Origin of the sequence: Microbulbifer harenosus (assembly GCF_005771435.1) — a bacterium.
In the GTDB taxonomy this organism is placed as follows: Bacteria; Pseudomonadota; Gammaproteobacteria; order Pseudomonadales; family Cellvibrionaceae; genus Microbulbifer; species Microbulbifer harenosus.
On the sequence record NZ_VANI01000009.1, the window covers coordinates 58,609 to 79,132 of the forward strand.

20 protein-coding genes are annotated in these 20,524 nt (G+C 60.4%); 15 read left to right on the top strand and 5 right to left on the bottom strand.

Features of this window, described 5'->3' with window-relative positions; translation table 11 throughout:
• Window positions 1–37 precede the first annotated feature (37 nt).
• Window positions 38–760: a uracil-DNA glycosylase gene (gene ung / locus FDY93_RS08285; protein ID WP_138235279.1), complete on the top strand. Its 723-nt coding sequence runs from the start codon at window positions 38–40 to the stop codon at window positions 758–760.
• A 91-nt stretch (window positions 761–851) separates the two neighbouring features.
• On the opposite strand, the gene ygfZ is transcribed toward ung, so the two are convergent.
• The gene (gene ygfZ, locus FDY93_RS08290) at window positions 852–1,916 is read right to left on the bottom strand and encodes a CAF17-like 4Fe-4S cluster assembly/insertion protein YgfZ (protein WP_138235280.1); all 1,065 of its coding nucleotides are present in this window, start codon (window positions 1,914–1,916) and stop codon (window positions 852–854) included.
• Window positions 1,917–2,034: 118 nt separating this feature from the next.
• On the opposite strand from ygfZ, the gene FDY93_RS08295 reads away from it, so the two are divergent.
• Together FDY93_RS08295 and FDY93_RS08300 are read left to right on the top strand one after the other, a co-directional pair.
• On the top strand, window positions 2,035–2,280 hold the full coding sequence (locus tag FDY93_RS08295) for an FAD assembly factor SdhE (protein ID WP_138235281.1): 246 nt from the start codon (window positions 2,035–2,037) through the stop codon (window positions 2,278–2,280).
• Window positions 2,281–2,317: 37 nt separating this feature from the next.
• Window positions 2,318–2,755 carry a protein YgfX gene (locus tag FDY93_RS08300; RefSeq protein WP_138235282.1) on the top strand — a complete coding sequence of 146 codons (438 nt, stop codon included), beginning with the start codon at window positions 2,318–2,320 and terminating at the stop codon, window positions 2,753–2,755.
• A 23-nt stretch (window positions 2,756–2,778) separates the two neighbouring features.
• On the opposite strand, the gene nadB is transcribed toward FDY93_RS08300, so the two are convergent.
• Window positions 2,779–4,398 carry an L-aspartate oxidase gene (nadB, locus tag FDY93_RS08305; protein WP_138235283.1) on the bottom strand — a complete coding sequence of 540 codons (1,620 nt, stop codon included), beginning with the start codon at window positions 4,396–4,398 and terminating at the stop codon, window positions 2,779–2,781.
• Window positions 4,399–4,641: 243 nt separating this feature from the next.
• Here nadB and rpoE point away from each other — a divergent pair, with 243 nt between their 5' ends.
• From rpoE to ycjG, 5 genes are all read left to right on the top strand, one after another.
• On the top strand, window positions 4,642–5,256 hold the full coding sequence (gene rpoE, locus FDY93_RS08310) for an RNA polymerase sigma factor RpoE (RefSeq protein WP_138235284.1): 615 nt from the start codon (window positions 4,642–4,644) through the stop codon (window positions 5,254–5,256).
• Window positions 5,257–5,519: 263 nt separating this feature from the next.
• Entirely contained in the window at window positions 5,520–6,209 is a 690-nt protein-coding gene (locus FDY93_RS08315; RefSeq protein WP_138235285.1) for a sigma-E factor negative regulatory protein, read from the top strand.
• Between the two features lie 95 nt (window positions 6,210–6,304).
• Window positions 6,305–7,363 (top strand): MucB/RseB C-terminal domain-containing protein, encoded by a 1,059-nt coding sequence (locus FDY93_RS08320; RefSeq protein ID WP_138235286.1) that lies wholly within the window; start codon window positions 6,305–6,307, stop codon window positions 7,361–7,363.
• A gap of 6 nt (window positions 7,364–7,369) precedes the next feature.
• Window positions 7,370–7,873 carry a SoxR reducing system RseC family protein gene (locus FDY93_RS08325; RefSeq protein WP_246068511.1) on the top strand — a complete coding sequence of 168 codons (504 nt, stop codon included), beginning with the start codon at window positions 7,370–7,372 and terminating at the stop codon, window positions 7,871–7,873.
• Window positions 7,874–7,983: 110 nt separating this feature from the next.
• Window positions 7,984–8,967: an L-Ala-D/L-Glu epimerase gene (ycjG, locus tag FDY93_RS08330; protein WP_138235287.1), complete on the top strand. Its 984-nt coding sequence runs from the start codon at window positions 7,984–7,986 to the stop codon at window positions 8,965–8,967.
• Window positions 8,968–9,003: 36 nt separating this feature from the next.
• On the opposite strand, the gene mpaA is transcribed toward ycjG, so the two are convergent.
• Both mpaA and FDY93_RS19450 read right to left on the bottom strand, forming a co-directional pair.
• Window positions 9,004–9,768, bottom strand: a complete 765-nt coding sequence (gene mpaA / locus FDY93_RS08335; RefSeq protein WP_138235288.1) for a murein tripeptide amidase MpaA — start codon at window positions 9,766–9,768, stop codon at window positions 9,004–9,006.
• 22 nt (window positions 9,769–9,790) lie between these two features.
• Complete coding sequence (locus FDY93_RS19450) at window positions 9,791–10,069, bottom strand: hypothetical protein (protein WP_166214644.1); 279 nt, start codon at window positions 10,067–10,069, stop codon at window positions 9,791–9,793.
• Between FDY93_RS19450 and FDY93_RS08340 the strand changes: the two genes are divergently transcribed.
• The 7 genes from FDY93_RS08340 to recO all read left to right on the top strand — a co-directional run bounded on the left by FDY93_RS08340 (window position 10,003) and on the right by recO (window position 17,383).
• Complete coding sequence (locus tag FDY93_RS08340) at window positions 10,003–11,406, top strand: DegQ family serine endoprotease (RefSeq protein WP_138235289.1); 1,404 nt, start codon at window positions 10,003–10,005, stop codon at window positions 11,404–11,406. The two genes, FDY93_RS19450 and FDY93_RS08340, sit on opposite strands and share 67 nt — an antisense overlap.
• 200 nt (window positions 11,407–11,606) lie before the next feature.
• Window positions 11,607–13,412 (top strand): translation elongation factor 4, encoded by a 1,806-nt coding sequence (gene lepA, locus FDY93_RS08345; protein WP_138235290.1) that lies wholly within the window; start codon window positions 11,607–11,609, stop codon window positions 13,410–13,412.
• 65 nt (window positions 13,413–13,477) lie between these two features.
• A complete protein-coding gene (lepB, locus tag FDY93_RS08350) occupies window positions 13,478–14,254 on the top strand; it encodes a signal peptidase I (protein WP_138235291.1) in 777 nt (258 codons plus the stop codon).
• A gap of 89 nt (window positions 14,255–14,343) precedes the next feature.
• Window positions 14,344–14,796, top strand: a complete 453-nt coding sequence (locus FDY93_RS08355) for a DUF4845 domain-containing protein (protein WP_138235292.1) — start codon at window positions 14,344–14,346, stop codon at window positions 14,794–14,796.
• 60 nt (window positions 14,797–14,856) lie between these two features.
• Entirely contained in the window at window positions 14,857–15,537 is a 681-nt protein-coding gene (gene rnc / locus FDY93_RS08360; protein WP_138235293.1) for a ribonuclease III, read from the top strand.
• Window positions 15,538–15,622: 85 nt separating this feature from the next.
• Entirely contained in the window at window positions 15,623–16,570 is a 948-nt protein-coding gene (gene era / locus FDY93_RS08365) for a GTPase Era (protein WP_371808084.1), read from the top strand.
• A gap of 15 nt (window positions 16,571–16,585) precedes the next feature.
• Window positions 16,586–17,383 (top strand): DNA repair protein RecO, encoded by a 798-nt coding sequence (gene recO / locus FDY93_RS08370; protein WP_246068512.1) that lies wholly within the window; start codon window positions 16,586–16,588, stop codon window positions 17,381–17,383.
• 16 nt (window positions 17,384–17,399) lie between these two features.
• Here the strand turns inward: recO and FDY93_RS08375 are convergent, their stop codons facing one another.
• Window positions 17,400–20,294, bottom strand: coding sequence for a response regulator (locus FDY93_RS08375; RefSeq protein ID WP_246068513.1), 2,895 nt, complete (start codon window positions 20,292–20,294; stop codon window positions 17,400–17,402).
• Between the last annotated feature and the right edge of the window lie 230 nt (window positions 20,295–20,524).

Here is a 20,524-nt window from a genome sequence, read left to right on the forward strand (position 1 = left end):
TTGTTTGCAAGCGAACCAGGTTACTTTTGGAAAAAATATGCAGGTTTCCGACAAGATAAAAATCCACCCCAGCTGGCTCTCGGTGCTAAAGCCCGAGTTCAGCAAGCACTACATGGCCGAGCTGCGTCAATTCCTGCAGCAGGAGAAACAGGCGGGCAAAAAAATCTTTCCACCCGGTGGTCAGATCTTCAATGCCTTCAATTCCACCCCGTTTGATCAGGTCAAGGTGGTTATTCTCGGGCAGGACCCATACCACGGCGCCGGCCAGGCCCACGGCCTGTGTTTTTCCGTGATGCCCGGCGTGCGCATTCCGCCGTCGCTGCAGAACATCTACAAGGAATTGCATTCAGACCTCGGCATCGTGCCGCCGAATCACGGTTGCCTGCAGCCCTGGGCGGAGCAGGGTGTGCTGTTGTTGAATGCCACCCTCACAGTAGAGGAGAGCAAGGCGGGGGCCCATCAGGGGCGCGGCTGGGAGCAGTTTACCGACGCCGCGGTGCACGCGTTGGCGGAGCAGCGGGAAGGGCTGGTGTTTGTGCTGTGGGGCAGTTACGCGCAGAAGAAGGGAAGTTTTATCGACCGCCGCAAGCATCTGGTGCTGCGCGGGCCGCATCCATCGCCGCTGTCGGCGCACCGGGGATTCTTTGGCACCCGGCCGTTTTCGCAGGCGAACACCTATCTGCAACAGCGCGGCGAAGCGCCCATCGACTGGGCGCTGCCTTCCGCGGATGCCTTGCGCCGAGTAGCGGTGGAGATCTGAACTGTCTTGTAGGAGCCTGCTTGCAGGCGAACGCTCTGTGTCAAGCAAGGTTCGCCTGCAAGCAGGCTCCTACAGGAGGAATTAGCGCAGTTCAGGCTAAGGGATCGGCGTCGGCGTCGTAGGGGAGTTCGAGCAGTTCCAGCACGCGGCCGTCGGCCAGTTGCAGGCTCTCGCCATCCGCCACCTTGCTTTTGGTCAGCACTGCCAGCAGTTCGACGTCATCGCCCGCGCGGCTGGCCTGCACAATATTGCCGACACTGGAACCGCCGGCGGGGGTGAAGATTTCCGCTGCGGGCTGTGGCAGTTCACCGCCGTCGATGCGCGCGCGGTACATGCGACGTTTGGCGGCGCCCAGGTACTGCATGCGCGCAACCACTTCCTGTCCGGTGTAACAGCCTTTCTTGAAGCTCACGCCGCCCAATACCTGCAGGTTCACCATCTGCGGAATGAACATTTCGCTACTGCTCTGGTAAACCTGCGGCACGCCGGCTTCGATCAGTTGATACTGCCAGCGACAGTAGCTGGAGGGCACGGGGCCGCTGCCGGCGAGCTTCTGCCACAGATCGGCAGTCTGCTCCAGTGGCAGCTGGATCACCACATTGCGCTCGCCGAGGCACGCCGCTAGTGCGCGGTGGCCGTTGTGGTCAAAACTGCGCAGCTGGCCGGGTATCAGGTCGGAGCTGCTATCGTGGGACAGGTTCAGGAGCTGGCTGGCGGCGGCGCCGGCATCGCGTCCGCAGAGGGCGAGCCAGTGCTGGCTGTCGCTGACATCTTCCAGCTGGGTTTTGAAAAATACGGCGTATTTTTTCAGGGCAGTGAGTGCCGTGGTCACCAGGTCCCGCGGCAGCAGCAGGACGAACTCAGTCTGGGAAATTTTCAGGGCGTGAAATGCACTGATCATGCGGCCCTTGGGGTTGCAATGGCTGCCGAGGGTAAGGTGTTCGTCCGGTAGTTTCACCAGGTCACAGGTGAGCTGGCCCTGAAGGAATTTCTGGCTATCGGGCCCGTTGATGGCAATGGCGCCCATGGGGCTAAGGTCGATCAGTCGCAGTTCGGCACCTGAGCTGCCGTTTTCTGCCGGGGAAAAATCCGCCGCGCCGTCATTCCATTGTGCGCCCTGGCTGCTGAGAAATTCCTGCCATTGCTGTTGATCCATGCTGAATTCGCCTTCGTCGACCGCTTGTTGAAGTGGTGCAGTATCTGGGGTTTTGCGGCGGGATTTCAACTACCGCTATACTGCGCGCACTTTGCAACCGGCTATTGAGAAAAGAAGTATGGATCGCAACCGCCTGTTTTGGGCCAGCCGTCGCGGCATGTTGGAGCTGGATCTGGTGCTGCTGCCGTTTCTGGATAACGTCTACGAAACACTTTCCGAGGAAGACAAGCAGCGCTATATCCGCCTGCTGGACGAGCAGGATCAGGATCTGTTCGCGTGGTTCATGCGCCGGGAAGATCCTCAAGATCCTGAGCTGTTGAAAATAGTGCAGATTATCCGTGACAACACCGGTCTACAGGACTGACTCCACGGTATCTCCCGCCTGCGAGGTGCCTGCGCCGTTGCGCAGTGCCTTCGCGGGCGCCCGCAGTGAACGCAGCGCACGACTCGCCTGTGATTTCTCATCCTCCCTTCGGTTGCAGTGCCTGCTGTGGCTGATAACCGCGCAAACCGTGTTTCTGCTCGTCGTGTCCCGATTGCCGTGGTTGGCGGTGGGGGGCGCGCTGCTCCTGATCGGCGTTTTCGTCTGGCGGGAGTGGCGCCGCCTTGATCGCTCGGTGGGGAGACTGTCGACCGCGGAGAAACGCTGGTACTGGCAGACGACGGGCGGTGCCAAGCGGGAGTTCCAATTCTGCGGAGAACTGACTCTGTGGCGCTGGCTGATTGTGATCAACGGCCGTGATCTTGAGGGGCGCAGGCTGCGGCTTGTGCTCAGCAGTGACGCGGCCAGTGCCGACGACTGGCGCCGGCTGCTGGTAGCGTTGCGTTATTCTCGATAATTTGCCGCTGAATTCCCGCCAGTTCAGTCCACATCGATAAACTGTCGCTGGTTGGCGTAATTTTCGGGCACCAGGATAGTATCCATCGCCAGTTCCCTGAGCCCCGGGTAGTCGAGTGAGTAGTGCAGACCACGGCTCTCGCGGCGATCCAGCGCGGAGCGGATGATCAGTTCTGATACCACCGCCAGATTGCGCAGTTCAATCAGGTCACTGGTGATCCGGTAGTTGGCGTAGAACTCCAGGATTTCCTGCTGCAGCAGCCGCACCCTGTGCTCCGCCCGCAGCAGGCGTTTGCGGGTGCGCACGATGCCCACATAGTCCCACATAAACCGGCGCAGCTCGTCCCAGTTGTGGGAGATAACCACGTCTTCATCGGAATCTGTTACCCGCGAGGCATCCCACGCCAGTGCCGGCCGCGGCGGGTTAATCTTGTCCAGGGTGCTGTCGATGTGCATGGCGGCGGAACGGGCATAGACCACGCATTCCAGCAGTGAGTTGCTGGCCAGGCGGTTGGCGCCGTGCAGGCCGGTGAAGGTGGTTTCGCCGATGGCGTACAGCTGGTCCAGGTCGGTGCGCCCGTACTGGTCCACCATTACGCCGCCGCAGGTGTAGTGGGCGGCCGGTACCACGGGGATGGCTTCCTTGGTGATGTCGATCCCGTACTGGAGGCAGTTCTTGTACACCGTGGGAAAATGCTCACGGACGAATTTTTCGTCCTTGTGGGAAATGTCCAGATACACGCAGTCGGCACCAAGTCGCTTCATCTCGTGGTCGATGGCGCGGGCGACGATGTCGCGCGGTGCCAGCTCGCCGCGCTTGTCGAAGCGTTGCATGAAGCGCTCACCGTTCGGCAGCTTGAGCTGTGCCCCTTCGCCTCGCAGCGCCTCGGTAATCAGCATGGATTTGGCTTTCGGGTGATACAGGCAGGTGGGGTGGAACTGGTTGAACTCCATGTTGGCCACCCGGCAACCGGCGCGCCAGGCCATGGCGATGCCGTCACCGCTGGCGCCGTCCGGGTTGCTGGTGTAGAGATAGGCCTTGGCGGCACCGCCGGTGGCGAGAATCACTGCACGCCCCTGGAATACCTCTACCTCTTCGGTGTCCTTGTTGTAGACATAGCAGCCGGCGCAGCGGAAGCGGCCGGTGGCCGCGTCGGGCTGGCGAATCAGGTCGAGGGCGATGTGGTGCTCAAAGCAGTCGATATTCGGGGTGTTGCGCGCGCGCTCAATGAGGGTGCTGTGCACCGCGCGGCCGGTGGCATCGGCGCTGTGGATGATGCGGCGGTGGCTGTGACCGCCTTCTTTGGTGAGGTGGTAGTCGCCCGCCTGTTCGCGGGTAAAGTCCACTCCCTGGTTGATCAGCCAGTGAATGGCATCGCTGCTGTTTTCCACGGTGAATCGCACGGCGTCCGGGTGGCAGAGTCCGGCCCCGGCATCTAATGTATCGGCAATGTGTGCATCCACCGAGTCGGTCTCGTCCAGCACGCCGGCGATACCGCCCTGGGCAAACCAGGTGGAACCATCCTGCAGCCGCTGTTTGGAAAGCAGCGCCACGCGGTGGCGGGCGGCAAGGTGCAGGGCCAGGGTGAGCCCCGCGGCGCCGCTGCCGATAACGAGAACGTCGTAGTTGTTCAAGGTTGACATCGCCTCTTTGCTGGTAGAAGGCGCCTTTAAAATCTACTGCGCGTGCGCCTGACGGCGTCTGCTCGCTAGGATTGTTAGAGGCGCCCTGGAGTTTTATTCGAGTCGGAGGGCGCGTAGTATACGCTATCTTCAAAAATTGCCGATTTGTCAGGAACTTATGACCAAAACGGGTTGTCTTCGACACAACAGAATAATCCTGTGGTCCGGGCCATTGTGCGTCGGGACCGTGGTTGGGAGTAGGGGATGACAGGTCATCAGGCGTCGCCGAGTGATCAACAGCTGGTCGAGCGGGTTCAGAAAGGGGACAAGCGTGCCTTTGATCTGCTTGTACTCAAGTATCAGCACAAGATCGCGGCGGTGGTTAGCCGTTATATCAATGATCACGCCGAGGTCAACGACGTGGTGCAGGAGGCCTTTATCAAGGCCTACCGGGCGCTGGCGAATTTCCGTGGGGAGAGCGCCTTCTATACCTGGATGTACCGCATTGCCATCAATACCGCCAAGAATTACCTGGTTTCCCGCAGCCGCCGTCCGCCATCCTTCGATGTGGATCTCGAAGACGCCGAGTTTTACTCCGGCGCCGAGATGTTGCGGGATAACGATACCCCGGAAAACCAGCTGTTCCGCGATCAGCTGGAGGCTACTGTGCACCGCGCGATTCGCGAACTCCCGGAAGACCTGCGCTCCGCGGTTACCCTGCGGGAGCTGGAGGGGTTGAGTTACGAGGAAATCGCAGAGGTCATGGGTTGCCCGGTGGGTACGGTACGCTCGCGGATTTTCCGCGCGCGCGAGTCCATTGACCGCGCGGTACAGGCGGCCATGGCCGGTGAGCCGGAACCGGTCGGTGGGCGCGGATGAGGCGGCCCCGGTCGCATGTCATTCTGCCGGGGTTTGCGTCTATTATTTGATCGGCACATAGTCAGAATTGTTTTATCCAGAGGGTGTTAGAGAGTTTCCCGGTCTAGCCAGTAGCGATGACCGGTACGACAGGCAGTTTTTTCGTGGAATTCACACAAAATTTGCCTGCGAGTAAAACTTTTCTGGTGGACACCGGTCTCAGATACCAACAGACAGGGCGGTTACAACGCCCATTGGATTGCACTGAAAGAGGGTTGCCCCGTATGTCTCACGGGAATCATCAGCAGCGTTTGAATGAATCGCTTTCCGCGTTGATGGATGGCGAGGCCAGCGAGCTGGAAATTCAGCGCCTGCTCCGAGAAGCGGATGCCTATGGTGGCGAACAGGGCCAGCGCTGGTCCCGTTATCAGCTCGCCGCCAGTGTTCTGCGTGGCGAAAAGGTTGCGCCGGTAAATCTCGGCCTTGCGGCGAGTATTTCTGCGGCTATCGCCGACGAGCCGCCATTGGCGGCAATCGCGGAGCCGCAGGCGGCCAACGATTCAGGAGCTGCCCAAAGCCGTTGGTGGCGCCCGCTGTCTCGCGGGGCGGTGGCGGCAACGGTGGCATTCGCCGCGGTACTCGGGGTGCAGCAGATGCAGGCCCCACAGACCGGTGGTGAGCTGGTGGCCGAGGTAGAGCGCCCGGCGCAGCAACCGGTGCAGTCGGTGCCGCAGCCCAGTGGTTTTCTGGTCCCTTCGCTGAATACCCGCTCGGTGAGCACCAATCCTCAGTTGGTTCCTGAGCAAAGAGTCGGTATGGGCGCGTCTGCCCAAATGCAGGCTGTCCCGTCCCCCGAATTGATGCGCCACCTTAACCGGGTGATGATGGAGCATTCTGAACAGGCTGCCCGCGTGGGGAGCCAGGGCATGGTGCCCTTCGCTCGTGCCGCCTATGGTGAACGCCCGCCGGAGTAACGGTGAGGTGATAGCAGTGCGCGGGCGGCTGCCGCTTGCCGCGCCGCTATCCCGTTAGGTTGCCAGCGCACGTCTACTTTGAATAAAGATTGATCATGGCAAAAAAAATTCCTGTCACTGCCCTGAAAGCCAACAGTTCCCTGTTGGCTTTTTTACTGGTCACTGGTCCGGCGTTACCACTGGCAAATGCTCAGGGTCTGGATGTTTCACGCGCCGAGAAGTCCGCGCCTGCCGCCAGCGATACGGCCCTTGTGCAAGGCGCCGGGCAAGCAGTACCTCCTGAAGCCGTCACTGATCCGCAGGCTGGGGGCGCCGAGATCCAGGCGTTGCTGGGTAAGCTTTCCAACGCGGTAACCAATCTGGAATACCGCGGCCTCGTGACCTTTGAACACGTGGGGGTAATGGAAACCCTGGAGGTGGTACACGGTATTCGCAATGGCGAGCCGGTGGAGCGAATCCGCTTCCTGACGGGGGCACCCCGGGAAATGGTGAGTCGCGGGCACGATGCCCAGTGTCGCCGCGACGGCAGCCCGCTGTCCCGCGCCGGTCTCTGGAGCAATTTGGGACTGCAAAATGTGCAGGACAACTATCAGTTTCTGCTGCGTGGAGAAGAGCGTATCGCCGACCGCGAAACCGTGGTGCTGGAAGCGCGTCCACGCGACATGCATCGTTTCGGAATGGTGGTGAGCGTGGACCGCGAAACCGGCCTGCCGCTGAAGTCCCTGCTGGTGGCACCGGCCGGTCGGGTGTTGGAGCGTTTTCAGTTTGTCGAACTTGAATTGGCGCCGGTGGCCGACAGTGAGTTGCAGCCACACTCTGACTCCGCGCGGGAAAGAGATAGCACCGGTCACTGCGGCACCCTGGTGAGCCGCTGGCAGCTGGGATGGGTGCCAAATGGTTTCAAGGCGGTAGCGGCACGAGAATTGCCTGATGGCGAGATGCAGGTATTCAGTGACGGCCTGAATGCGTTTACGGTATTCGTGCAGCAGCTCGGGCCGGGCATGAATTATCGCGGGCGCGCAGTGCGCGGAGCCACTGTGGCCTACATGGATCATATCGAGGTCAACGACGAACACTATACGGTGACGGTGGTGGGGGAAATTCCCGACAATACCGCGCAGCTGGTTGCGAAATCGGTAAAAAATCAACCGTGACACGGGATGTCGGGCAGGGGTGGTTTCAAGGCGATGATTGAAGAGCGCGGCAGGGTCTTAGCCCTTGACGAAACCGGTATCTGGGTGGAAACCGTGCAGCGCAGCAGTTGCCACAGCTGTGCCGCCAAATCCGGATGCGGCACCGGTTTACTGGGAGATTTCTGGCGTCGCGCATCCCAGGTGCGTGTCGAGGTCTTGCCACAGGCGCTCATGGACATCCGGTTGCATGACACGGTGGTGATTGGAATTGCTGAGAACACCCTCGCCAGCAGCGCATTGATCGTCTACCTGCTACCACTGGTTGCTCTGGTGTTGGGAGCCGTGATCGGGCAGTCCCTCGGTGCCGAAATCTGGGCCATTCTGGGTGCTCTGGCGGGGCTGGCGCTGGGCGCGTTGGCTATTCGCCTCTACAGTCATATCAATCGCGCAAACCCAGCGCTAACACCTCAATTCTTGCGACTGGAGCGGGAATATTCCTGTTCCAGCATTCCTGTTGCCGAAGTCCGCTGAGTCTGCCGGTTCCTCTTTTTTTCTATTGCCCCCGAATATCTCTCTACACTGAGTGGTGGACTCGTGGCGGCTCACCTTGCGGTAAGCGAATTTTATCCGGGAGCGTTCAGATGAGAGAGACGCGTGCCAATTTCGACGTGCATAGCGATTTCGACGTACATTGTTATGCGGAAAGCTGGCCACTGAAAACGGCGTTCGTGATTTCCCGCGGTGCGCGGACCGAAGCTCGCGTCGTGGTGGTTGAGGTCTCCGCCGATGGGGTTACCGGTGTTGGTGAGTGCACGCCGTATCCCCGCTACGGGGAGAGCGTGGAGTCGGTGCTCGCAGAAATTTCCTCCGTACTGCCGGCCTTGCGCCGGGGGCTTACCCGCGAGCAGCTGCAGCAGGCCCTCCCCGCCGGCGCCGCCCGCAATGCGCTTGATTGTGCGCTGGCGGACTGGGAGTGGCGAAAATCCGGTGCGGCTCACTCAGGCCCTGACTGGCTGCCGACGGTGCAGACGCTGGTGATTGCCGATCCCGACTCCATGAGTGAGGCAGCGCGCGCTGCCGCCAGACGCGGGGTGACCGTGCTCAAGCTCAAGCTGGACCGCCAGCTGGTGTTGGAGCGAGTGGCTGCGGTGCGGGCGGCTGCGCCGGATTGCCAATTGGTGATCGATGCCAACGAAGCTTGGGACGGGGAGGGCCTGCCGGCGCTTTGCCAGGCCCTTGCCGAGCATGGAGTGGCGATGCTGGAGCAGCCGCTGCCCGCTGGTGAAGATGCGTTGCTGGCTGACTTCCCCCACCCTCTGCCGATTTGTGCCGATGAGAGTTGCCACACCCGCGCCGACCTGCCGCACCTGGCCGGCCGCTATGACATGCTGAATATCAAGCTGGACAAAACCGGTGGCCTCTGCGAGGCGCAGGCATTGGCGGAGGCTGCAGCAGCGCAGGGTTTTGAGGTGATGCTGGGGTGCATGTTGTGCACGTCCCGCGCAGTCAGGGCGGCCTGGCCGCTGGGGCAGTTTGCGCGGTTTGTGGACCTGGACGGTCCGACCTGGCTGGCGCAAGACGTGGAGCCGCTGCGCTTTGAGGGTGGTCGGGTCTACTGGACCTGACACGAGAAACCCTTGGGTGCTCCGGGCATGTCAACGTCAGGGGGTGTAGCAGAGCAGTTCAATCATGGCGGCCAGATATTCCTCGCTCGCGGCATCAGCGGAGATCGGCGGATATTCCAGGGTGATACATGGGTATTGCTGTTCTTCGCACCAGGTGCCGAACGAGCCCGGCGTTTTGTAGCCGAGATCCGTGACCAGCGGCAGCTCCATGCGCTCCGCCAGCCAGTGGCCCAGCGGGCTCTGCTGGGGGTCATCCACGCAGGCGAGTGGCTCGTGAATGGATACCAGCCATACCGGTTTGAGGTCGTGCACCAGGCGGCACAAGGCGTCGGTTTCCGGCTCGGAACCGGCCTGGGTGCCGGTGGACAGATAGACATCGCGCTCATCGGCTGCGCTGTTCCAGCGATAGATGGTGCCGTCTGACTTCCAGTTAGCGGTGACGAAGTTCCGGTTGAGATCAACGCCGTTGGCATTGGAGCGGGTACCCAGTTGGCATCCGTCAGGGTTGACCGCCAAGATCACATGGTGACGCAACTGCCCCGTGCCCAGGGAGCGCAGCGCGCAGGAAAGGGTGACCACCGCAGCCACTTCGTCGCCGTGCGTACCGGCCATCACCATACCGGTATGCTGGTCTTGAACTTCCGCGGGAAAGTAGAGCAGCGGTGCGCCAAGGGCGGACAGGCCATACTGCAGCCGCCGATGCGCAAACAGCCCCCGCTCGGTACGGGGGCGTAGCGCAGGACCGTGGTCACTGTTCGATTTGCCGTTCCCGGATCTGGCTGATTGCTGAAGTTGTGTCATCTGCCGTGGCGCCTTTAAGTCCTTAACACTGTTTTACACTGGATTGTGAGAACTTTTCCGCGAATTTTTCGACTAACTGATTGTCTCTCGCTGGTGGGCGCATGCGGTTTTCCGTGCCAGCCCGGATTTTGGTGAGACGCGCGCGATGGTAACGCTGATTGATAGTTACACTGCGCGCAATTTGGAACACACTTTTTGGCATATTAATAGAATGGTTTATCACAGGTGGCAAATATGATTGCACGCTGCACGCAGTTTTTGCTTGTGCTTTGTCTTTTTGTTTCAACGGCGGTTTACGCACGCGGGTTTCCTGAGCTGACCGATCTAGTCGAGCAGAACTCTCCCGCAGTGGTGAAAATCAACACGGTAGAGCGCAGTCGTGTTGCGCGAAACTCCGTTCCGCCCCAATACCAGCAGGAAATTCCGGATATCTTCCGCCACCTGTTGGAGCCCCGCGAGCGCCAGCAGCGGCCGGTGGCAAGCATGGGGTCTGGCTTCATTATTTCCTCTGATGGCTACGTGGTGACCAACAATCATGTGGTGGACGGTGCGGATGAAGTGCTGGTCACCCTTACCGACCGCCGCGAGTTTGAAGCCAAGGTGATCGGTACCGACCCCCGGTCCGACCTGGCACTGTTGAAAGTGGAAGCCTCGGATTTGCCCACTGTGCGCTGGGGCGACTCGGAGAAAATGAAAGTTGGTGAATGGGTAGTCGCCATCGGTTCACCGTTCGGCCTCGATTACTCCGCCAGCGCGGGAATCGTGAGCGCGATGGGGCGCAGTATTCCCAACGAAAGCCGCGAGAATTATGTGCCGTTCATCCAGACTGACGTGGCCATCAATCCGGGCAACTCGGGCGGCCCGCTGTTCAATTTGAATGGTGAAGTGGTGGGGATCAATTCCCAGATCTACACCCGGAGCGGCGGTTCCATCGGTCTGTCGTTTGCCATTCCGGCGAGCCTCGCCCAGGACGTGGTGGCGCAGTTGAGGGAAAAAGGGCGCGTGGACCGCGGCTGGCTCGGCGTGGGTATCCAGGATGTCGACCGCAAGCTGGCTATTGCCATGGGGCTGAGCAAGCCGGCGGGTGCGCTGGTGGGGCAGCTGGAAGCTGGGTCTCCCGCGGCGCAGGCCGGTATTGAGGTGGGTGATATCATCATGCGCTTTGACGGCCAGCAGATTCTGATGCCCGGCGACTTGCCGCACGTGGTCGGCCAGACCCGCCCGGGTGCCGAAGTGCCGGTGTTGCTGATGCGCGAGGGCAAGGAGCGCAAACTCAATGTGCGCGTAGGTGCTCTGCCCGGGGATGACGACGGTCAGCAACAGGCGAGCAGTGCCCCCGCGGCCAGCGATGTGGGCGGTCGACTGGGTCTGGTGGTCGATGATATCCCCGACAGTCTCAAACAGCGCCTGGGCGTTGAATCCGGTGTGCAGGTAAAACAGGTGGTGCCCAGTAAGGCGGGTGCCAATGCCGGTCTGCGCAGTGGCGATATCATCGCCCAGCTGGGATTCGATCAGGTGGAATCTCTCGATGACTACGAGAAAATCGTCAAGAAGCTTCCTAAGGGCGAGCTGCTGCCGATCCGCTTCTTCCGCGGCGGTCAGCCTACCTTCCGTACCATCCAGATCGACGAGGACTGAGAGTGAGTTGAACTGTGACCGACGGGCTCCAGCGGTTGCCACGCCGCATCCCGGGAGCCCGCCGGCGGTCCTTGGCCCCCAATACCCGGGGGTATAGCGCTGACTGGATGCACTTTTCCCGCAACCTGTTAGACTTGCGCCCACAGCGCGGCCCGGTCCGCCTATTAACTCACTGATTTTTAAAAGGTTTTGTCCTCGCAGTGGCCACTGATCTCTCCCATATCCGCAATTTCTCCATCATCGCGCACATCGACCACGGGAAATCCACCCTCGCAGACCGTTTTATCCAGGTTTGCGGCGGTCTGAGTGACCGCGAGATGGCCGCCCAGGTACTCGACAGCATGGATATCGAGCGGGAGCGGGGTATTACCATCAAGGCCCAGAGCGTGACGCTGGACTACACCGCGCGCGACGGCAAAACCTATCAGCTGAACTTTATCGACACCCCCGGACACGTGGATTTTTCCTACGAGGTGTCCCGTTCACTGGCAGCCTGTGAAGGTGCGCTGCTGGTGGTGGATGCCGCCCAGGGTGTAGAAGCCCAGTCCGTGGCCAACTGCTATACCGCGATTGAGCAGGGGCTGGAAGTCATTCCGGTGCTGAACAAAATGGATCTGCCGCAGGCGGAACCTGAGCGCGTTGCGCAGGAAATTGAAGACATTATCGGTATCGACGCTACCAACGCCACCCGCTGCAGCGCCAAATCCGGCCTGGGCATTGAGGATGTGCTGGAGGATCTGGTGCGTCTGGTGCCGCCGCCAGAGGGCGATGTGGATGCGCCGCTGCAGGCGCTGATCATCGATTCCTGGTTCGACTCCTATCTAGGCGTAGTGTCGCTGGTACGGGTGAAGCAGGGTACCCTCAAGGCCAAAGAAAAAATCGTCACCAAGTCTATCGGTCGCCCGCATGTGGTGGACAGCGTCGGTGTCTTCACTCCCAAGCGCAAGGAAACCGGTGTACTCCGCGCCGGCGAGGTGGGCTTTGTAGTGGCCGGTATCAAGGACATTCACGGTGCGCCGGTGGGCGATACTCTGACCCACGCCAAAGGTGCTGAAGATGTGGCGATGCTGCCCGGCTTCAAAAAGGTCAAACCGCAGGTGTATGCCGGTCTGTTCCCGGTCAGTTCCGATGACTACGAAGCTTTCCGCGATGCGCTGGACAAGCTGTCGCTGAACGACGCCTCCCTGTTTTACGAACCCGAGTCTTCCGATGCGCTTGGATTCGGTTTCCGCTGTGGCTTCCTCGGCATGCTGCATATGGAGATCATCCAGGAGCGTCTGGAGCGGGAATACGATCTCGACCTGATCACCACCGCGCCTACGGTGGTCTACGAAGTTCTGATGAACGACGGCTCTATCGTCTACGTGGACAACCCATCGCGCCTGCCGGAAATTGGCTCCATTGAAGAAATGCGCGAGCCCATCGCCGAGGCAAATATCCTGGTGCCCCAGGACTACCTGGGCAACGTGATTACGCTATGTATCGAAAAGCGCGGCATCCAGAAAGACATGCAGTACGTGGGTGGTCAGGTGTCCCTGCGCTACGAGCTGCCCATGAGTGAAGTGGTGATGGACTTCTTCGATCGCCTCAAGTCCGTGAGCCGCGGTTTTGCCTCGCTGGATTACAGCTTTGTGCGCTTTGACCCGGCAAAACTGGTGCGTCTTGATATCCTCATCAACGGCGATCGGGTCGACGCGCTGGCGGTGATCCTGCATCGCGACAACGCGCAGAGCCGCGGCCGTGCCATCGCGGAAAAAATGAAAGACCTGATTCCGCGGCAGATGTTTGATGTGGCGATCCAGGCCGCCATCGGTGGTTCGGTCATCGCCCGCACCACGGTGAAGGCACTGCGCAAAAACGTAACCGCCAAGTGCTACGGTGGCGACGTCACCCGTAAGAAAAAGCTGCTTGAGAAGCAGAAGGCCGGTAAGCGCCGCATGAAGCAGCTCGGCCGGGTGGAGGTGCCCCAGGACGCCTTCCTCGCGGTGCTGAAGGTCGACGGCTGATAGGCCAGGCGGCTCTTCCCTGCGCCGCTGAATAACAAGAACCAGTCAGAAAAAGAGACACTTGAATGGATATCAATTTCCCCCTTATTTTGCTGTTGCTGGTTGTGGCAACAGGGGCAATCTGGCTGTTCGATGCACTGTTTCTGGCGCGTGGGCGCAAAGCGCTCGCGGGCAAGGGGCAGCCGCCAGCGGAGCCGGTATTGGTGGAGTATGCCAAATCGTTCTTCCCGGTGCTGGCCATCGTATTCGTGTTGCGCTCTTTCCTGGTGGAGCCTTTCCAGATTCCTTCCGCGTCCATGGACCCCACTCTGGAAGTGGGCGACTTCATTCTGGTGAACAAGTTTGCCTACGGCCTGCGTCTGCCGGTCTCCCGCACCAAGGTGCTGGATATCGGTGAGCCAAAACGCGGCGACGTCATGGTATTTTTCCCCCCGCACGCCAATGAAACCTACTACATCAAGCGGGTGATCGGCCTGCCCGGCGACAAGATCCGTGTGGTGAACAATCAGTTGTACATCAACGGCAAGCCCGCTCCGCAGGAGCTTATCCAGGCGCCGTCGCCCGGAAACCCGCAGAGAGAATTTCTGTGGGAGGAGATTGACGGCGAGCGCCACCTGATGGCCAAGAATGTTGTCCCGGGTGAGTTCGGCAATATCCCGACCATTACCGTGCCCGAAGGCCACTATTTCATGATGGGTGACAATCGTGACAACAGTCTCGATAGCCGCAGATGGGGCTTTGTGCCGGAGAAAGACATTGTCGGCAAGGCCTTTGCAATCTGGATGCATTGGGACAAACTACTCAGCCTGCCCAGTTTTGACCGGGTAGGAGGCATCGAATAGTTGGCATCGAATAGGACTCGATGAACCCAGCCAAGCGCTGAAACCAGGGATGACCGTCGTTTATTAGAATGATAAAACGGTAGCAGAAGATGGCGATACAACACCTTTCGGGGGGGCGTCTGTTGCGGGCGCAACGGGGTATGAGTTACTGGGGTTGGCTGTTGGTGATTGCGGTGTTTGGCTTTGGCCTGACCGTTGTATCCAAACTGGGGCCGGCCTATATCGACGCGCATTTCGTGGAGGAGGGGCTGCATTCTCTGTCGCAAAACTCCGGTATCCGCGAGATGAGCAATACCGAAATCAAGCGCGAGCTGGACCGGTATTTCACCATCAACAACGTGCGCGGTGAGCCCACCCAGGCGGTGAAGATTATTCGCGGTGCCGACAGTACTCTCGTCAGCATCAACTACGAACTGCGCCAACCACTGTTCCACAATGTGGATGTGGTGATGAAGTTCGACAAGCAGCTCAATACTGCCAAGCCGGAATTGTGCTGTGAACCTTTAGTAGACATCGAGCAGTTCCGCCGTCGCGAAGACTGAGTGCCCCCCGGGCGCGCTCAACGCACGGTGGGCGCTCATAGTGAAAGACGACAGACATACGTGACAGACCTCTTGCTTCAGCGACTCTGCAGCCGCCTGGGCTATCAATTTGCCCGGGCGGAATTGCTCTCCCTCGCTCTCACCCATCGCTCCCACGGCAGCCGTAACAACGAGCGGCTGGAATTCCTTGGCGACTCCATCCTCGGATTTACCATCAGCGCAGCGCTGTTTGAAAAATTCCCCGATGGCCGCGAGGGCCAGATGAGCCGCCTGCGCGCACAGCTGGTGAGTGGGGAGACGCTGGCTGAAGTCGCACGGGAGCTGGAACTCGGCGAGTGCCTGCGTCTCGGCGAGGGCGAAATGAAAAGCGGCGGCCACCGCCGGGCCTCGATACTGGCGGATGCCGTGGAAGCGATAATCGGCGCTATTTATCTGGACGCCGGCCTTGAGGCTGCGCGGGCACGTGTACTGGCATGGTTCACACCGCGGCTTGAGAACCTGTCGCTGGAAACTGCCAAAGATCCGAAAACCCGCCTCCAGGAGTGGCTGCAGGCCCGCCAGAAACCACTGCCGGAATACACGGTGGTAGATGTCGGGGGTGAAGAACACTCCCAGGAATTTGTGGTGGAGTGCCGGGTGGCGGGCCTCAAAGTGCCGGTGCGTGGCACTGCCAGCAACCGGCGCGCGGCGGAGAAAGCTGCCGCCACCGAAGCCTATACTCGACTGACCGGGCAGGACTGACTCTATAATCTGCGTCAACAGCCAATGCCCAATTTATTTGCCTGGCCGACCCTCTATACGGGTGTCGGCCGTCCGGAGACCTTTCTTGAGCGACACAACCATCCCGCCAACCCCTTCACCCGCCGCCCCGCTGAATTCCTCGCCGACCCGCTGTGGCTATGTGGCTATTATCGGCCGGCCTAACGTCGGCAAGTCGACCTTGCTGAACCATATTCTGGGGCAGAAGATCTGCATCACCTCGCGCAAACCGCAGACCACTCGTCACAATATGCTCGGGATCAAGACCGAAGGCCCGAACCAGATTATCTTCGTGGATACTCCCGGGCTGCACGCGGGGGAAGAAAAGGCGATCAATCGCTACATGAACCGGGCGGCCATCAGTTCCACCAGAGATGTGGATGTGGTGGTATTTGTGGTGGAGCGCGCGCGCTGGACCGAGGGGGACGAGTTGGTGGCGCAGAAGTTGCAGGGCCTCAAGTGCCCGTTGATCATCGCGATTAACAAGGTGGATCAGCTGGAAGACAAGAGCGATCTGCTGCCGCAGTTGCAGGCACTGTCTGAGCGTTTTCCCAAGGCGGAGATTGTACCGCTGTCCGCACTGCGCTCAACCAATCTGGAGTCTTTGGAAAAGGTCATTGCCGAGCGACTGCCGGAGGGCGAGCACTTCTTCGAGGAAGATCAGATCACCGACCGCAGTTCGCGCTTCCTCGCCGCGGAAATCGTACGCGAGAAGGTCATGCGGCAGTTGGGGGCGGAAATCCCCTATGCCGTTACCGTGGAAGTGGAAGAATTTGCGCAGCAGGGCAATGTCCTGCACATCAGTGCGGCCATTCTGGTAGAGCGCGACGGCCAGAAGCGTATCCTCATCGGCACCAAGGGTGAGCGCATCAAGCAGATCGGCCAGGCGGCGCGGCTGGATATGGAGAAGCTATTCGACAGCAAGGTGATGCTGAATCTGTGGGTCAAGGTCAAGTCCGGCTGGTCCGATGACGAGCGCGCGTTGCGCAGTCTCGGTTATATCGATAAGCAGTAACCGTTCCCGCTCTCCGTGCAGCAGCTGCCCCCGCAACCGGCCTACATCCTGCATTCGCGGCCGTTCCGGGATACGAGCCTGATCCTGGAGTTGCTGACCCCGGACTATGGACGCATTGCCTGTATTGCCAAGGGCGCGCGCCGCGACAAACAGCGGCGCCAGCGCGCCCTGCAGCCATTCGCCCCCCTACTGGTGACCCTTTTGGGACGCCACGATCTGAAAACCCTCGGTCCTGTTGAAAGCGCCGGCCAGCCGCTGTGGTTAAAGGGGCGCGCAGTTTACGCCGGCCTCTACGCGAACGAGCTGCTGGTGCGCTTACTGCCCGAGGGGGAGTCACATCCCTTGGTGTTTTCCGCCTACCAGCGACTGCTGACGCAATTGGCGCGCCTGACAGGAGAAGAGCGAGGGGAGCAGGGCGCTGTGCTGGAGTGGCCCCTGCGATGTTTTGAATTGCATCTGCTGCAGGCGCTGGGTAGCTGCCCCGAGCTGGATTTCAGCCCTCTGGACAACGGGCCGATACGCGCGGAGTCGATCTACCGTTTGACGATGGAAGAGGGGTTTGCTCCAGTCCATCTTCCTGCGGGCGCAGTGCCGCGCGGCAACGACTTTTCCGGTGCGCACTTGTTGATTCTCAGTGCGTGGCTGTTTGCCGGCGACGAAAATGGAGTAGAGGAGGGTGCTGGCACGCTGGAGCACCGGGCCGAAGTGCTGGTTGCAGCCAAGCGTCTGTGTCGGCTGATCCTGGACCCACTACTCGGGAGCCGACCGTTAAAGAGCCGTGAATTATTCCGACAGGTGTACGGCGCGTCATAGTCGGGCGATCCGGCGTTCAGTGGGAGTTCTCTCCCTCACGAATCACTCGACCGTTACTGCCCTTCGCACCGACGCTTTCCAGTCCGAACAGCGCGTCCAAATCCTGTTCTGTGGCCCATTCGCGCAGGCTGCGAATTTCCCGTCGCACCTGCTCATAGGCGCCTTCGAATTCACCGGTGTCTACCAGAGCCTGATCCTGGACCGGGCGCAGCATTTCCTGCAGCTGTCCGGTGGCCGATCTCAAGCGCAACACGCCGCAGTAACAACACCCGCCGTGGAGGCGGTGTACCCGCTCAAAGAGGCCTTTGTGGTCTTTTTCGGCAAATAACCGGGTCAGTTCCGGTTCGTCTTCATGCAGCCCTTTCAGCAGCATGCGCAGCAGGTCGCGGGCGAGGCCTGGGTCTTGATTGGCCAGATTCAGGCTCTCGCCGATATCTACCAAGCGCGGTGCGACCAGAGGGGGGATGGCGATATCCTCGCCGGACCCGTTTACTTCCATCCAGCGCTTTACGGTGTGGGTGAGCTGGACTTCACTCACCGGTTTGCTGAGGTAGTCGTCGAGCCCGGCGCTTAGCAACCGCGATTTTTCCTCGGTGCCGACATGGGCGGTGAGGGCAATCACGGGTGTGCGGCGGCCCGACTCCTCCTCGCGGATCTTACGTGTGGTGGCGATGCCGTCCATGCCGGGCATCTGAATATCCATGAAAATCATGTCGAAGTGCTGCTCCCGCCACAGCGCCAGGGCTTCTGCCCCACTCGCCGCGACTACCGCTTCGATATTCTGTGCGCGCAACAACTCACTCATCAGCAGGCGATTGGCCTCGTGATCATCCACCGCCAGTACCCGCGGTGCCGATGGCCACGGGAGCGCCGGAAATGCGCCGGTTTGTGGTCGCGACTGGGCCTGGTGTGGCACTACCCGTTTGAGCGCTCTCAGCAGCCCCTCACGACTGACCGGTTTGCCGAGAAATGCCAATACCCGGGTGCGCAGCGCGTCATAGCAGCGACGCAGATCCACCGGCGAACCCTGGACCACCACCCGACACTGATAGGTGTCCACCAGCTGCTGAGCGGTGGCAATGAAATCGTCGAAATTGCCCGCGGCGATGGCCGTGTCGATAATCAGCGCATCCGGCAGGGCATCGTGTCGCCACATTTGCTCAATCGCTGGCACCAGGTTCTGGCCGTCGCAGTGTTCCTGCGCCTCGGCCTGCCAGTGGCTGAGTTGCTGGTATATCTGCTGGCGCGTCATGGGGTTGGGGTCGACCAACAGAACCCGGCAACCGGGGAACTGCTCGCGGGTGATTGCCGCGCGATTGCGGTCTATGGTCAGCGGCAGCTGTACCCAGTAACTGCTGCCACCCTGCTCGTTACTCTCCATTCCGAGTTCGCCGCCCATGGATTGCACCAGGCTGCGGGCGGTACTGAGCCCCATGCCGTTGTTCGTCACCTGCTGTTGTAGCGGACTGGAATTGAGTAGTTGTCGCAGCTCGCGACGCCCCTGTTCATCGCAGCGGGCACCGTTGTCAACGATGCTGATTTGCACCATCAGTTCGGATTCCTTGCCACTCTGTACGGCTATCCGCACGGGTATGCTGCCGTTCTCCGAGCAGCGGATGGCGGTGCTGACCAGATTGGTGAGAATCTGTTTGATGCGCAGCGGGTCGCCGATCTGCGACGGTGGGAGCTGCGGGTCGACGAATGGCACCAGCTCCAGATTGTGCTCGTAACCGAAGGGCGCGAGGATCTGCAAGGTTTCTTCCAGCACCTGCCCGAGGTTCATAGGGCTGTGGTCCAGCACCAGATTGCCGGATTCGATGCGGGAGAAATCCAGAATGTCGTTGATAGTAGTGAGCAGGCTCTCGGAAGAGCGCAGGATGGTCTGCAGATAGTCCTGCTGCAACTGGTCCACCTCTGTCTTCAGCAGGAGGTTGGTAAAACCGATGATACCGTTCAGTGGGGTGCGGATTTCATGACTGGTATTGGCGAGAAAGGTGGATTTGATCCGGCTGCTTTCCAATGCTTTCTTGCGCGCGAGTTCCAGCTCAATGTTCTGTTCCTCCATGGCGTCCAGCGACTGGCGCAGGTCCTCCATGGACTGATGTAGCCCGTCCTGATAATCCCGCTGGTACTCCGCCAGATTTTCCGCCATCAGGTTGATCTCTTCTGACAGTTGCGAAAGTTCCAGGTTGCGGGAGCCGGCCGCGCGGGTGGCAAACTTGCCCTGGCCCACCGCGCGGAGGGTTTCCTTGATGCGCTCGAGACTTCTGGAGGCGCGCTCGGCGAGTGCCACTGCCCATACCAGCGCGATCAGGGTGCAGATGATCAGCCCGATGAGGCCGACCAGCGCCACCTGATACGTGCCGACGAGAAAGTAGGGGCGGTGCAGCTCAATGGTCAGCCAGCAGTTGGTGTCTTCTCCGCGCAGCGGGTGCAACACCTGCAGGCTGTTCAGGTCTTCGTACACGTGCGCTTGCTTGCCGCGCAGCTGGTCGGCGCTGAAACTGGTGCGGGGGCGCGGCCCCACGCTGGAGAGCAGGGTGAATTTTTCCTCTCCCGCTTCGTTGCGGTCGGCGCGGTAGAGCTGTACGGAGCGAATCATGTCCCGCTCGAGCATCAACGCCATCAGGCCTTTGTCGAGCCACTGAATGCGCTCCTCGAACGGGTGGCCCTCGCTCAGGTGAATCAGCTCTACCAGCTGTTCGGCACTGGCGCGACCGTGACTGAGCAGTAGGTCGCGGCGGTCCTGCATCTGCTGCAGGGTAAACAGCAGTGCCAGCAGCAGCGACAGGATCAGTGCCGGTGCCATGGTGTAACGGAACAGAATGGCGCGCAGGGAAAAGCGCCGGCCATGAGTGCGTCGCGGGCTGGCACGCGTGTGTCTGCGACCGGGTTGCGGGTTTTGTTCCATTATTGATCCGATATGGGCGACCGCCTCAGGCGTAGCTTGGGACTTTGAAGCGGGGGCCACGGCAGTGAAAATACTGTGTTATTTTTGTCCGATTCTACCCCTGCTGCCCGCAGATGCCACCCCAATTTCGCGACATCGGGCGGCAATTGTGCTGGCAGCCGGCAAGGCGCATTCGCAGCAGCGGCGGTGCGGGGGTAGAATGTGCGCCCGCATATGCCGATGGATCAGAA

Coding starts and splice junctions, on each gene's coding strand:
- mpaA (WP_138235288.1), bottom strand. CDS start 9,768: ATGACACAACTTCAGCAATCAGCCAGATCCGGGAACGGCAAATCGAAC.
- FDY93_RS08325 (WP_246068511.1), top strand. CDS start 7,370: ATGTCGGGCAGGGGTGGTTTCAAGGCGATGATTGAAGAGCGCGGCAGG.
- FDY93_RS08340 (WP_138235289.1), top strand. CDS start 10,003: ATGATTGCACGCTGCACGCAGTTTTTGCTTGTGCTTTGTCTTTTTGTT.
- rpoE (WP_138235284.1), top strand. CDS start 4,642: ATGACAGGTCATCAGGCGTCGCCGAGTGATCAACAGCTGGTCGAGCGG.
- FDY93_RS08375 (WP_246068513.1), bottom strand. CDS start 20,294: ATGGAACAAAACCCGCAACCCGGTCGCAGACACACGCGTGCCAGCCCG.
- lepB (WP_138235291.1), top strand. CDS start 13,478: ATGGATATCAATTTCCCCCTTATTTTGCTGTTGCTGGTTGTGGCAACA.
- FDY93_RS08320 (WP_138235286.1), top strand. CDS start 6,305: ATGGCAAAAAAAATTCCTGTCACTGCCCTGAAAGCCAACAGTTCCCTG.
- ygfZ (WP_138235280.1), bottom strand. CDS start 1,916: ATGGATCAACAGCAATGGCAGGAATTTCTCAGCAGCCAGGGCGCACAA.
- ycjG (WP_138235287.1), top strand. CDS start 7,984: ATGAGAGAGACGCGTGCCAATTTCGACGTGCATAGCGATTTCGACGTA.
- FDY93_RS08295 (WP_138235281.1), top strand. CDS start 2,035: ATGGATCGCAACCGCCTGTTTTGGGCCAGCCGTCGCGGCATGTTGGAG.
- nadB (WP_138235283.1), bottom strand. CDS start 4,398: ATGTCAACCTTGAACAACTACGACGTTCTCGTTATCGGCAGCGGCGCC.
- FDY93_RS08355 (WP_138235292.1), top strand. CDS start 14,344: ATGGCGATACAACACCTTTCGGGGGGGCGTCTGTTGCGGGCGCAACGG.
- FDY93_RS08315 (WP_138235285.1), top strand. CDS start 5,520: ATGTCTCACGGGAATCATCAGCAGCGTTTGAATGAATCGCTTTCCGCG.
- ung (WP_138235279.1), top strand. CDS start 38: ATGCAGGTTTCCGACAAGATAAAAATCCACCCCAGCTGGCTCTCGGTG.